The organism is Halobacillus litoralis (assembly GCF_004101865.1).
GTDB lineage: Bacteria > Bacillota > Bacilli > Bacillales > Halobacillaceae > Halobacillus > Halobacillus litoralis_A.
Genome location: NZ_CP026118.1, coordinates 3,367,531 through 3,380,852, shown reverse-complemented (window position 1 = coordinate 3,380,852; position 13,322 = coordinate 3,367,531). Strand labels below are relative to the sequence as shown.

Sequence of the window (13,322 nt, the reverse complement as noted above, 5' to 3'; positions counted from 1 at the left end):
ATCATAATGGTTGAAAAAACATTTACAATTACATCCTCAGACGGTGTACACGCTCGTCCTGCCACAGTTCTCGTTCAGAACGCTGGTAAATACGAGTCTGATATTAACTTGCACTACAAAGAAAAGTCTGTGAACTTGAAATCCATCATGGGAATCATGAGCCTAGGCATTCCAGCAAACTCTGAAGTGAAAATCACTGCAGAAGGTAGTGACGAACAAGAAGCAATCGATCATTTGGAAACAACAATGAAGAATGAAGGTTTGGGGGAATAAAGGCATGACACAGCTTCAAGGTATTGCAGCTTCCAGCGGTATCGCTATTGCGAAAGTCTATCGTCTGGAAGCTCCAGACCTCTCTTTCAGTAAATCAGATATCGAACAACCGGAACAAGAGGTTAAACGCCTCCACGAAGCTTTGGATATTTCTAAGTCAGAGCTTGAAAAGATTAAAGAACATACAAAAAAATCACTAGGCGATGAGCATGCAGAGATCTTCTCCGCTCATCTATTGGTCCTCAGCGACCCTGAACTAATCAAACCGATCGAGGATAAAATCAAAAGCGAAAATGTAAATGCAGAGGCTGCTCTTTCGGAAACGGCCAATATGTTCATTGACATGTTCAAAAACATGGATAACGAATACATGCGTGAACGCGCTGCAGACATCCATGATGTGACCAAACGTGTAATGGCTCACTTACTGGGAGTGACTTTTCCTGATCCCGCATTGATTAATGAGGAAGTCGTCATCGTTGCTGATGATTTAACACCTTCCGATACAGCTCAGTTGAATAAACAGTTTGTCAAAGGGTTCACAACTGATATCGGTGGTCGTACCTCTCATTCTGCAATTATGGCCCGCTCGCTTGAGATACCAGCTGTAGTAGGGACTAAAAATATTACTTCTCAGGCTCCAAAAGATACAGTGGTCATCGTAGATGGCATTAATGGTGATGTGATCATTGATCCAACTGATGCTCAAATCGAAGAGTACAAGCAAAAACAAGATGATTTTGAGAAACAAAAGCAAGAATGGGCAAAGCTGAAGGATGAAACAACTGTCACATCTGAAGGGGAGCATGTTGAGCTTGTAGCTAATATTGGTACTCCTGAAGATGTTCAAGGTGTGCTCAACAACGGTGGTGAAGGTGTAGGTCTTTATCGCACAGAATTCCTCTACATGGGGAAAAGCCAGCTTCCGACAGAAGAAGAGCAGTTTGACGCCTACTCTTCCGTCCTTAAGCAAATGGGAGACAAGCCTGTCGTCGTCCGTACCCTTGATATCGGCGGAGATAAAGAACTGGACTACCTCGACCTGCCTGAAGAAATGAACCCATTCCTCGGTTATCGTGCGATTCGTCTTTGCCTGGAACGCGACGACATCTTCCGTGTCCAACTTCGGGCATTGCTGCGTGCAAGTGTCCATGGAAATTTAAAAATCATGTTTCCGATGATCGCGACACTTGAAGAGTTCCGTCAGGCAAAAGCGATTCTTGAAGAAGAAAGAGAAAACTTGAAGAGCGAAGGGAAAGACGTTTCTGAGGGGATCGAAGTCGGTATGATGGTTGAAATACCAGCAACGGCTGTCATCGCTCGTCAATTCGCTAAAGAAGTGGACTTCTTCAGTATCGGTACAAATGACTTGATTCAGTACACGATGGCTGCAGATCGTATGAATGAGCGGGTTTCTTACTTGTATCAACCATACAATCCTGCGATCTTAAACCTTGTGAATAACGTCATCGAAGCTGCTCATGCTGAAGGTAAATGGGCAGGTATGTGCGGAGAAATGGCTGGTGATGAAATCGCAATTCCGATCCTATTGGGGCTTGGGTTAGACGAATTCAGTATGAGTGCCACTTCCATCTTACCTGCACGTACACAAATCAGAGAGCTTTCCAAGAAAGAATTATCTTCATATAAAGACGAAATCCTTTCAATGGGCACAGCTGAAGAAGTTGTCGCTTTCGTGAAAGAAAAAACACAAACAAAGTAGTATTCTTATTCATTATGTGGGAAAATAGGTGTGTGCAGAGGAGAACTTCACCTCTGTTATGATCTAAAGAAAGAGATGTGTTTCCATGACATTTACGGTTATCATGCTCGTATGTATTGCTATTGTTTTGGGGATTGCCGCTATGTTCGGAATGGCTGTTTCAAAAGGTTATGATTACAAACACACCGTTGATCCTTTACCAGATGAGGATCACTTAAATGAAAAGAAAAAGAAAGCTGACGCTTAATTTGCGTCAGCTTTTTTGGTTTCTCCACTGTCTATAATCTGCATCTTATTTTCAATGGGATTTCTTTTTTTTGGATTAGGTATGCGTAAAGGATGACCCATTTGCAAAACCGAAACAAGCTTATAATCGGACGGATCAAGACCAATATCCCGCGCAAAATCATTGTCATGCAAATAAGGACTTGTCGTCCATAAAACGCCTACACCTGCCTCCCACGCAAGAAGCTGAACATTTTGGATATAAGCGCACACGGCAGCATAGTCCTCTTCATACTTTCTTTGGTCAGAGTCACGCTCCATATAGATTAAAGCATGATGAGGGATATTGAGAAGAAACTGCCGGATTCCCTCTTTCATCTTATTGCTTTTTTGATGATCATAATTGTTGAAAAAACCTTCTCTATCATAACTATCGATCACCTTTTTGGCATAGTCCTTTTTCCCATCACCTTGATAGAGCTTGATGCTCCATGGTTCTTTCATCCGATGGTTAGGGGCCCAGCAAGCCTTTGAAAAGATCTGCTTCAATACTTTTCGGTCTATTTGTTCATTTTTGTACTCATGAATAGAGCGCCGGTTTTTAATCGCTTCTAACAGATCCATATGCTCACCTCACACAATCAGCAGTTTCGTGACTTGCTGGACCATTAGATAGGCCCATTCCCTTAAGAAGAAAGGCAACTTAGTTTCTAATGATTCATAAGCCGAATATTGGGTTGGAACCCCTTTAACATCCATCCCTTGGTTTTCTGCCATAATCACAGCTCTCTTCAAATGAAATTGATCACTGATCAATAGGAATGTATCGATGCTCTTCTCACCTGACACCTTTTTGGCATTTTTCAGGTTGTCCTCTGTTATTAAAGATCGATCTTCATACAAAATATCTTCTTTTGCAACTCCATGTGCGATGGCATAATCTTTTCCTACTTCCGCTTCTGAGGAAGCAGCATTTTCACTCGTTCCACCTGTCAGCACTAAATATTCAACCTTACCTTCTTCATACAATTCTATTCCTTGTTTCAAGCGTCCTTCAAATACGGGACTAGGTTTCCCATCCCACTGAGCAGCACCAAGGACAATAGCTGCATCAGCCTCAGGTATCTCCTCTTCTTCTCCAAAGGTCCATACAGTGTAACCTGTATAAAGCCCATAGAAAAGGCAAATAAGAAAAACAATTTTAACCAGTCGTTTCATGAATGATTTTCTCCTACTCCTGTTTGTCTAACATTATCATATCATAGAAAAAAGCCTCCCTGAATCATCAGAGAGGCTCATTTGCGAATTTATTTATTCAAGTTATAGAACGCTTTTCCGCCAGCATAGGTAGCTGTTCCCAGTAACTGGTCTTCGATACGAAGAAGTTGGTTATACTTCGCTACCCGGTCTGTTCGGGATGGAGCACCAGTCTTGATTTGACCAGCATTAGTTGCAACAGCGATATCCGCAATGGTTGCATCTTCTGTTTCACCAGAACGGTGTGAAATCACAGCCGTGTAACCAGCACGTTTCGCCATTTCAATTGCTTCAAATGTTTCAGTAAGAGTACCGATTTGGTTCACTTTAATCAAGATGGAGTTCCCAATACCCTCTTCAATGGCGCGGCCAAGTTTCTCTGTGTTTGTAACGAACAAGTCGTCACCAACAAGCTGGACGCGGTCGCCAATACGCTCTGTAAGGAGTTTTGTACCTTCCCAATCGTTCTCATCAAGACCATCTTCAATGGAGACAATCGGGTACTTGTTGACAAGCTCCTCATACCAGTCAACCATTTCTTCAGAGGTGCGCACGACGCCTTCACCTTTAAGATTGTATTTACCATCTTCATAAATTTCAGAGGCAGCAACATCCATCGCAAGCTTCACTTCTGCATCCGGCTTGTAACCAGCTGCTTCGATCGCTTCGATGATTGTAGATAGAGCTTCTTCGTTAGATCCTAAGTCAGGAGCGAAGCCACCTTCATCACCTACACCAGTGTTATATCCTTTGTTACTAAGGACTTTTTTAAGAGAGTGGAAAATTTCCGCACCCATACGTAGAGCTTCTTTGAATGTTGGCGCACCGACTGGCATAACCATGAATTCTTGAATGTCTACGTTGTTATCAGCATGCTCCCCACCGTTAAGGATGTTCATCATCGGTGTTGGAAGCGTAGCTGCCGTGAATCCACCAAGGTATTTATAAAGTGGAAGACCTACTACATCAGCAGCAGCATGGGCAACAGCCATGGAAACACCTAGAATTGCGTTTGCACCTAAGTTTCCTTTGTTTTCTGTACCATCAAGCTCTCTCATCATTTGGTCAATGATTACTTGCTGAGTGACATCCATACCTAGAAGGTTTGGAGCAATTTTTTCATTTACGTTATCCACAGCGTTTTGGACACCTTTTCCAAGGTAACGTTCCTTGTCACCATCACGAAGTTCTACAGCTTCATATTCACCTGTAGAAGCACCACTTGGTACAAGTGCCGTACCGAAAGCTCCGGATTCTGTATAAATTTCAACTTCAACTGTTGGGTTGCCGCGAGAGTCCAGGACTTCGCGTGCATATACGTCAGTAATGTAAGGCATTAATATCTCTCCCTTATTTTTTAATTAATGATTTTCCTGTCATTTCTTCAGGTTGTTCAACATTTAACAGTTCAAGAAGGGTTGGTGATAAATCACCTAAAACACCGCCACTACGGAGTTCTGCACCTTCTTTTGTCACAATTACCGGTACAGGATTAGTTGTGTGGGCCGTCATGGCATCTCCTTCTAAGGTCGTCACCTCATCAGAGTTTCCATGGTCAGCCGTAATGATGGCATGGCCACCCTTTTCCTGTATTTTGTCTACAACTTTACCAAGACATTCGTCCACCGTCTCGATCGCTTTAATGGTCGGTTCAAGCATTCCTGAGTGACCAACCATGTCCGGATTAGCGAAGTTAAGAATGATTGCGTTATGCTTGTCTGCATCCAGTTCGCTCAGCAAAGCATCTGTTACTTCATAAGCGCTCATTTCCGGTTTTAAATCATAAGTCGCGACTTTAGGTGAATCGATGAGGATGCGCTCTTCCCCTTCGAATTCTTGCTCACGGCCGCCACTCATAAAGAATGTCACATGCGGGTACTTTTCAGTTTCTGCAATGCGGAGTTGTTTCATATCATTATCTGCTAACACTTCTCCTACCGTATTTTTCAAATCATTCGGAGGAAAAGCTATCTTACTTTCAACTTTATCACTGTACTGTGTCATACCAACGAAATGGAGTTGTTTGGGTGCTTCATCTCCACGCTCGTAATCTGTAAAGTCATCGTTAGCAAAGGCACTTGAGAGTTGGATAGCACGATCCGGGCGGAAGTTGAAGAAAATGACACTATCTTCATCTTCTACCGTTCCAACTGGCTTGCCGTCTTCATCAGTCAAAACGACAGGCTCCACGAATTCATCGTAAATATCTTTTTCATAAGAATCATCAATCGCTTTGATCGGATCCTTGTATGTCGGGCCTTCACCGTAGGCAATCGCATCATAAGCTTTCTTGACACGCTCCCAACGATTGTCACGATCCATCGCATAATAACGACCTGATATTGTTGCGAGCTGACCGACACCGACTTCATCAACCGCTTCTAATGTCTGTTTAAGATACGTTTTAGCTGATTGTTGACCAACGTCACGTCCATCTAAAAAGGCATGGATGAATACTTTTTCCAACCCTTCACTTTTAGCAAGCTTCAACGTCGCAATCATATGATCGATATGACTGTGAATTCCACCATCAGAAAGCAAACCGAAGACATGTAGCGCCTTGCTTTTCGCTTTCGCTTCACGTACCGCGTTAAGGAGGACCTCATTGTCAAAAAAGTCGCCTTCACGGATAGAAAGGTTGATACGAGTCAAACTTTGATAAACGACGCGACCTGCGCCGATGTTCAAATGCCCGACTTCTGAATTACCCATTTGACCTTTAGGAAGTCCGACAGCTTCCCCACACGCCGTTAACTCGGAGTGTGGGAACTTGTTCCAATAACGATCAAAATTAGGTGTGTTCGCTTGTTTGACGGCATTTCCTTTCTCTTCATCCCGAAGAGCATATCCATCAAGGATAATCAATGCAGCCAGGTTTTGCTTACTCATGCTTACCTGCCTCCACAAGTTTTAGGAAAGAATCAGCTTCCAAGCTTGCTCCACCTACGAGAGCACCATCGATGTCGGACTGAGATAGAAGCTCATCTACATTCGCAGGCTTCACACTGCCGCCGTATTGAATACGCACAGCTTCTGCAGCTTCTGCATTCACAAATTCACTGACTACTTTACGGATGTGTGTACATACTTCATTTGCTTGCTCGGAAGTTGCTGTACGCCCTGTGCCTATCGCCCATATCGGTTCATATGCGATGATCGTTTCTGCACATTGTTCGTTCGTCAGACCGTCCAATGCTTTTTTCACTTGTGTTTCCACTACGTCCATCGTTTGATCTGCTTCACGTTGCTCAAGGGACTCACCTACACAAACTATTGGAGTTAAACCATGTTTGAAAGCAGCATGGACTTTTTTGTTGACAAGCTCATCTGTTTCTTTGAAAATTTCACGGCGTTCAGAGTGGCCAAGTACAACATATGTGACCCCAAGCTCTTTCAGCATAACTGGACTGACTTCACCAGTGAATGCTCCGCTTTCTTCAAAGTGCATGTTCTGAGCACCGACTTTCAGACTTGTGCCTTCTGTCGCTTCTACGAGTTTTTGTAGAAAAGGGAATGGAGCACAAACGACAGATTCCACTTGATCAAAAGAAGGAACCTCGTTTTTAGTTGTTTGAATGAAATCTTCCGCTTCGCGATGGGTTTTATTCATTTTCCAATTTCCTGCAATCACTTGTTTACGCATATCTGCTTCACCTCTCCTTATTTATTTATCGTTCAGTAGTGCCACACCAGGAAGTTCTTTACCTTCCATGAATTCAAGGGATGCGCCACCACCTGTGGATACGTGATCCATATCATTTGCGTAACCGAACTTCTCTACAGCCGCTGCCGAATCTCCTCCACCGATGACTGTATAGCCATCTGTTTCAGAAAGAGCGTTTGCCACCGCTTTAGTTCCGTTAGCAAAAGATTCAAGTTCAAATACACCCATTGGTCCATTCCAAATGACCAACTTGGATTCTTTGATGATATCCGCATATTTCTCTCTTGTTTTCGGACCAATGTCCAATGCTTCCCAATCAGCAGGAATGCTGTCAATCGCTACCTCATGTTTATTGGCAGAATCAGAAAAGTCATCTGCTACAATAACATCCTCAGGCATATGGAAATGGACACCTTTGGCTTCTGCTTTCTTCATATACTCTTTTGCCAAGTCAATTTTATCTTCTTCTAATAGAGATTTACCGATTTCGTGACCTTGTGCTTTCACAAACGTGTAGGCAAGTCCTCCACCAATGATCAAGTGATCGACTTTATCAATCAGGTTGTCGATGACCCCGATTTTATCTTTGACTTTCGCACCACCGATAATTGCTGTGAATGGGCGCTCTGGGTTGGAAAGTGCTTTTCCTAATACATTGATTTCTTTTTCCATTAGGAAACCAGCTACAGCAGGGATATGTTCAGCTACACCAGCTGTAGAAGCGTGGGCACGGTGAGCAGCACCAAAAGCGTCATTTACATAGAGGTCTGCCATATCTGCGAATGCTTTCGCAAGGTCTGCATCATTCTTTTCTTCACCTGGATTGAAGCGGACATTTTCAATAAGAAGTACATCGCCATTTCCCATTTCAGAAATAGCCTGGTTCACTTCATCTCCGTATACTTCATCCGTTTTCGTTACTGTTTGACCTAAAAGGTCGCTCAGGCGGTTCGCCACTGAATCAAGACGAAGTTCTTCAACGACTTCCCCTTTCGGACGTCCAAGGTGACTTGCAAGAATGACTTTGGCTCCGTTCCCAGTCAAGTGCTTGATTGTCGGGAGAGCAGCTTTGATTCTGGTGTCGTCTGTCACTTCTCCACCGCTCATCGGTACGTTGAAGTCGACACGGCAGAAGACCGTTTGTCCATTCACTTCAACATCACGGATTGTTTTCTTATTCATAGAATGACAACCTCCTTGGTTTGTGGTCAGGTTCATCGCCTGCCCCATATGTACGTTTCCACGTATACCAACTATGAAAACGCCGATAAGCAGGAACCGAAAAAACATGGATAAAGGAGGAGGACATGAGACCCCCTCCTTTCCATCATTTTCATAGTATTTTCAAATATGGCTCAGATATTACAAGCCTTGGTTTTTAAGGTAAACGGCTAGGTCTACACAACGGCTGGAGTAACCGAATTCATTGTCATACCAAGAAACAACTTTAACCATGTTGTTTTCTAGAGTAAGTGTAGAAAGGCCATCGATTACAGAAGAGTGCGTGTTGCCATTGTAGTCAGTTGAAACAAGTGGCTCATCGCTATAACCTAGAATTCCTTTAAGTTTGCCTTCTGCTTCTGCTTTAAGTGCTTCATTCACTTCCTCAGAAGTAACATTTTTATCCAATTCAGCAACGAAGTCTACGATAGAAACGTTTGCTGTCGGAACACGCATAGCCATACCGCTAAGTTTACCATCAAGTTGTGGAAGAACTTTTGCAACAGCTTGTGCAGCACCAGTAGTTGTCGGGATGATGTTTTGAGCAGCTGCACGAGCACGACGGTAATCCTTATGTGGAAGATCAAGAATTTGCTGGTCGTTCGTGTAAGAGTGAACTGTAGTCATCATACCGCGCTTAAGACCGAATTTCTCATCAAGAATCTTCGCATACGGCGCCAAGCAGTTCGTCGTACAAGAAGCGTTAGAGATAACGTGGTGAGAATCTTTGTCGTACTGGTCTTCGTTAACGCCCATTACGATTGTAAGATCTTCTTGTTTAGCTGGAGCAGAGATGATAACTTTCTTAGCACCTGCATCCAAGTGTTTCTTAGCATCTTCACGTTGAGTGAAGCGGCCTGTAGATTCGATTACGATATCTACACCAAGATCTCCCCAGCCAAGTTGAGCTGGATCTTTTTCAGAAAGCACTTTGATTTCTTTTCCACCTACGATCAGGTTGTCACCGTTAGTCGTAACCTCTTCAGAAAGAGTACCGTGAACAGTATCATATTGCAGCAAGTGTGCAAGCATGTTCGCATCAGTCAAGTCGTTAACCGCTACTACCTCTACATCGTCATTTTTCAATGAAGCACGGAAAACGTTACGTCCGATACGTCCAAAACCATTAATACCAATTCTTACTGTCATGCAAAATTCCTCCTTGGATGATAAAAATCATTTTATTTAAAGGGATAACTCCCTTATTAACTCTTGTGCAGCACCTTCATCGGTGATCAGGACATTACTTTGTCCTGGTTGGAAATAAGATGCGATGGCTTGTGCTTTAGAGCGACCACCAGCAACAGCAATGACATGTTTTGCATGCTGCAAGTCTTCCAGTTGAAGACCAACGGTGCGAACCTTGTGAACGATTTCACCTCTATTGTTGAAATAATAACCGAAAGCCTCGCCAACAGCTTCATGCTTTCTGATTAATTCCAGTTGTTCTGAAGAGGTTTTTCTGCGCTCTGCCATCGTCAATGCGTCCCCTACGCCATGGATGACGATTTCTGCATGGCGGATGATATCAAGCACTTCCTTAATAGAAGGCTCTTCTTTGATGGTTTGATAAGATTCCTCACTTAAAGGATCAGGTACATAAAGAAGACGATAATCACCTTTTGCTTTCTTTGCCATTTCTGCACAAATCGTATTAGCCTGGTTTTCTACTCTCTCACCCAAGCCTCCACGTGCAGGTACAAATAAACATTGATCAGCTCCATTGAGCGGAGTCATCATTTGTGCTACCGAAGCCATGGTCGTACCACCAGTAATGGCGATCGCCTCATTCGGACTCATATGCGTTTTCAAATATTGGACAGAAGCTTTTCCCATCTCTTGTTTTACCCAATCGAGCTCATCACTATTACCTGGAACAACAACGACATAGTCTAAGTTTAATTTATCCTTTAATTGCTGTTCTAAAACCTTAATCCCAGTAGATTCCTTGATAAACTCGGCTAGCTGTTCGAGAATGTTCTGCCCTTCATAGCTTAAATGCATACCTCTGGACGTAATCTCGACAGCCCCTTGCTTATTCAAAAAATCTACCTCGCTACGGACAGTGCGCTCCGCTAATTCAACGTTCTCTGCCAGAGCTCTACGCCCTACAGGCTGCATGATCTGAATGTAATACAGCAGCTGATAACGTCGTTGAATAACGTCCAAGACATCGGGGAATAATTTTTTTTGTAAGTCGATGAACGCTCTCATGGAAAAGCTCCTTCTTGAAATGGTTCCACCCGGGATGTATTACGTCCCAGCTAGTCATATTATGTCCCGCTCGGAGCAAAAAAATATCTCATTTCAATTTTTATATTAACAGTGGGGGTCTCTACACGCAAGCGGAAACCATTACGTTTTTTATTGTAAACGCTTTTCCAGCTCAAAGTAGTCGATAGACCTATAATCCAATTCATAATTGTCAATCTTTAAGACAGGTACCTCAAACATGTAATTCTCCAGGAGAACGGGATCTGTTTCAATGTCGATTTCGATAACATCCACATTGAATAAGGTAATAAGGTTCCTTACCTCTTCGCACAGAGGGCATTTATTTCTGGTATACAAGATAACTTCTGACACAACAATCACACTCCATTAAGCTGTTCTTATTAATCTGTTTAACCTATGTTAAACCCTGTTGAGCGTCCCGTACGTATTCGGGAGATCGATTCCGATATTTCAGGAGAGTTTATGGGCAGAAAAGGTCCGGTGTTTAAAGCTCGATAAAGGGTCTTTTCCACCACTGTGTTAAATTCAAGTTAATAATCATTACAATTAGATACGTCATCGACAACCATTCTGGTGATCCTTTAGTAGAGCTTCTTTCGCCGAAGGGAGGGCTTTGTTATACGGTACCTTCCCCCGAACCACCATAAATAATCAGTCCGCGATGGGGGCTCATGTAACTGATGCTGTACTAATCAAGTCCTATTATATATGATTGAACAAAAAAGGACACGCTCTAAGAGGCATGTCCTTTATCATCATAAAAACCATTATCAATTTTCAGTTTTCTTTTTTGTAAGAAATCCGCTAACTCTCCGCATGCATAGTTCTCAGGTGTTCTCTTCAACGACTCATAATTAAATGACAATTTTTGTTGTTGCTGCATGTCGAACACGTGGATCCGTCTGTCTTCAGAAATTTCCTCAGTTGACAACAGTTTGTAACGGATTAGGTTTGTCATAAATACCCCTTTTCTGTTCAAAGCGAAAAGTCTTTTATTGCATAAAATAATAATAACATAAGAAAAGGGTATTAGAAACTACATCGAGATAACAAAAGAAAAAGACATCTTAGTGTAATTTTTGTGTGATACTTGTGTAATGTATTTCTAGATAACATTTATGCAACTGCTTTTCCCACTTATATTATACTGAAAAAACATAATGTGATTTTCGACATAAAAAAAGGTCTTCCTATAAAAGAAGACCTTTTTCGACAATTTCAGCGCGCCCGAGAGGATTCGAACCTCCGACTGACGTAGAACCGGAATCTACCGCTCTATCCAACTGAGCTACGGGCGCAAAAGTGACATGCATTTAATATTATAATTATATTCATTGAAAAACGCAACCCTTTTTATATGAATTCCAGGGGGTTCTTCTATATTAATGAAAGCATATATATTGAACGGTCTTGAAAATTCTTATTCACTTTAAGTAGCTATAAAACACGTTACACGTTTATCTGAAAATTATTAGGGTATGATGTTAGAAGGAAACTTAACAAAAGAAAAATCACTGGAACATCACTTGACTTTACATATCGAGATATACCCAAGATTTGTTCTTTTTTAATTCCTATTAAGTCGAAAAAAGGTCGAATGTTTTTGTTTGACCTTCATTGACCTTAATTGTATGATAAATGTATTCCATCATATTAATTTGATGATAAGGAGGAACTTAAAATGAATTTAGTCCCTACAGTTATTGAACAAACGAATCGCGGAGAGCGCGCTTACGACATTTATTCCCGCTTACTTAAAGATCGGATTATTATGCTCGGAAGCCCAATCGATGATAACATCTCCAACTCTGTTGTCGCTCAATTGCTTTTCCTGGCAGCTGACGACCCAGATAAAGATATCTCATTATATATCAACTCACCAGGTGGGTCCATAACTGCTGGTATGGCCATCTATGATACAATGCAATTCATCAAACCGAACGTATCTACTATCTGTACAGGTATGGCAGCTTCCATGGGTGCATTCTTGCTTAACGCCGGAGAACCCGGAAAACGTTATGCTCTTCCAAACAGTGAAGTAATGATTCACCAACCACTTGGCGGTACTCAAGGTCAGGCTTCAGATATTGAAATTCATGCTAAAAGAATTATCAAAATGCGCGAGAAACTGAACAAGATTCTTGCTGAGCGTACTGGTCAACCTATGGAAGTCATTGAGCGCGATACTGATCGTGACAACTTCATGTCAGCTCACGAAGCAGTAGATTATGGCTTGATCGATAAAGTTATGGAGAAAACATCTGATAAATAAGATATTTTCTCTATCTCTCTTAAGCAATACTACAGAAAACCGCTGTGATTATTCACAGCGGTTTTTCTCTCTTATGAGAACGTTCCCTTAATCGAGAACGTTCATTAGTTCACATACATAACGTTACGTTTCCTGCACGAAAGCAGACAAAACACGAATGGCTTCTTCCTCATCTGAACCGTCTGCAATCAGTTTGATATCCTCATCTGTACCAACAGCCAGGCTCATCAGCCCCATAATACTTTTAGCATTCACTCGCTTTTCTTCTTTTTCAATAAATATGTCTGCCGCGAATTTATTCGCCTCTTGCACAAACTGCGCAGCAGGTCTTGCTTGTAGCCCTGTTTCCAACTCAATTTTTACAGTACTTTCAATCACCAGTCATTCTCCTCTCTAGCTATATCTATCGTTTTTTGAAAGCGGATTCAATCTTATAAGGAAAAGAACGCTTT

Annotated in this window: 15 protein-coding genes and 1 tRNA gene; 4 read left to right on the top strand and 12 right to left on the bottom strand. The window is 42.2% G+C overall.

Going from position 1 to position 13,322, the window contains the following annotated elements:
* Positions 1–6 precede the first annotated feature (6 nt).
* The 3 genes from HLI_RS16675 to ytzI all read left to right on the top strand — a co-directional run bounded on the left by HLI_RS16675 (position 7) and on the right by ytzI (position 2,243).
* Positions 7–273: a phosphocarrier protein HPr gene (locus tag HLI_RS16675; RefSeq protein WP_128526045.1), complete on the top strand. Its 267-nt coding sequence runs from the start codon at positions 7–9 to the stop codon at positions 271–273.
* 4 nt (positions 274–277) lie between these two features.
* The gene (ptsP, locus tag HLI_RS16670) at positions 278–1,996 is read left to right on the top strand and encodes a phosphoenolpyruvate--protein phosphotransferase (RefSeq protein ID WP_128526044.1); all 1,719 of its coding nucleotides are present in this window, start codon (positions 278–280) and stop codon (positions 1,994–1,996) included.
* Positions 1,997–2,081: 85 nt separating this feature from the next.
* Positions 2,082–2,243 (top strand): YtzI protein, encoded by a 162-nt coding sequence (ytzI, locus tag HLI_RS16665; RefSeq protein ID WP_128526043.1) that lies wholly within the window; start codon positions 2,082–2,084, stop codon positions 2,241–2,243.
* On the opposite strand, the gene HLI_RS16660 is transcribed toward ytzI, so the two are convergent.
* The 11 genes from HLI_RS16660 to HLI_RS16610 form a co-directional block, all read right to left on the bottom strand.
* On the bottom strand, positions 2,240–2,845 hold the full coding sequence (locus tag HLI_RS16660; protein ID WP_128526042.1) for a nitroreductase family protein: 606 nt from the start codon (positions 2,843–2,845) through the stop codon (positions 2,240–2,242). The two genes, ytzI and HLI_RS16660, sit on opposite strands and share 4 nt — an antisense overlap.
* A 9-nt stretch (positions 2,846–2,854) precedes the next feature.
* Positions 2,855–3,439 carry a YdcF family protein gene (locus tag HLI_RS16655; RefSeq protein ID WP_128526041.1) on the bottom strand — a complete coding sequence of 195 codons (585 nt, stop codon included), beginning with the start codon at positions 3,437–3,439 and terminating at the stop codon, positions 2,855–2,857.
* An 89-nt stretch (positions 3,440–3,528) separates the two neighbouring features.
* A complete protein-coding gene (gene eno, locus HLI_RS16650; RefSeq protein WP_128526040.1) occupies positions 3,529–4,815 on the bottom strand; it encodes a phosphopyruvate hydratase in 1,287 nt (428 codons plus the stop codon).
* A gap of 13 nt (positions 4,816–4,828) precedes the next feature.
* Entirely contained in the window at positions 4,829–6,367 is a 1,539-nt protein-coding gene (gene gpmI, locus HLI_RS16645; protein WP_128526039.1) for a 2,3-bisphosphoglycerate-independent phosphoglycerate mutase, read from the bottom strand.
* Positions 6,360–7,121, bottom strand: a complete 762-nt coding sequence (tpiA, locus tag HLI_RS16640; RefSeq protein WP_128526038.1) for a triose-phosphate isomerase — start codon at positions 7,119–7,121, stop codon at positions 6,360–6,362. The genes gpmI and tpiA overlap by 8 nt, the downstream gene beginning before the upstream one ends.
* Positions 7,122–7,142: 21 nt before the next feature.
* Positions 7,143–8,324, bottom strand: a complete 1,182-nt coding sequence (locus HLI_RS16635) for a phosphoglycerate kinase (protein WP_128526037.1) — start codon at positions 8,322–8,324, stop codon at positions 7,143–7,145.
* Positions 8,325–8,504: 180 nt separating this feature from the next.
* Positions 8,505–9,512, bottom strand: coding sequence for a type I glyceraldehyde-3-phosphate dehydrogenase (gap, locus tag HLI_RS16630; RefSeq protein WP_128526036.1), 1,008 nt, complete (start codon positions 9,510–9,512; stop codon positions 8,505–8,507).
* 36 nt (positions 9,513–9,548) lie between these two features.
* Positions 9,549–10,577 (bottom strand): sugar-binding transcriptional regulator, encoded by a 1,029-nt coding sequence (locus HLI_RS16625; protein WP_128526035.1) that lies wholly within the window; start codon positions 10,575–10,577, stop codon positions 9,549–9,551.
* Positions 10,578–10,727: 150 nt separating this feature from the next.
* Complete coding sequence (locus HLI_RS16620) at positions 10,728–10,949, bottom strand: glutaredoxin family protein (protein WP_241655875.1); 222 nt, start codon at positions 10,947–10,949, stop codon at positions 10,728–10,730.
* Positions 10,950–11,331: 382 nt separating this feature from the next.
* On the bottom strand, positions 11,332–11,556 hold the full coding sequence (locus HLI_RS16615; protein WP_128526033.1) for a hypothetical protein: 225 nt from the start codon (positions 11,554–11,556) through the stop codon (positions 11,332–11,334).
* A 264-nt stretch (positions 11,557–11,820) separates the two neighbouring features.
* A tRNA-Arg gene (locus tag HLI_RS16610) sits at positions 11,821–11,896 on the bottom strand.
* Positions 11,897–12,279: 383 nt separating this feature from the next.
* On the opposite strand from HLI_RS16610, the gene clpP reads away from it, so the two are divergent.
* Positions 12,280–12,870, top strand: a complete 591-nt coding sequence (gene clpP, locus HLI_RS16605; RefSeq protein ID WP_128526032.1) for an ATP-dependent Clp endopeptidase proteolytic subunit ClpP — start codon at positions 12,280–12,282, stop codon at positions 12,868–12,870.
* Positions 12,871–12,993: 123 nt separating this feature from the next.
* Here clpP and HLI_RS16600 read toward each other — a convergent pair whose 3' ends face one another.
* Positions 12,994–13,248 carry an HPr family phosphocarrier protein gene (locus tag HLI_RS16600; RefSeq protein ID WP_128526031.1) on the bottom strand — a complete coding sequence of 85 codons (255 nt, stop codon included), beginning with the start codon at positions 13,246–13,248 and terminating at the stop codon, positions 12,994–12,996.
* Positions 13,249–13,322: the final 74 nt, after the last annotated feature.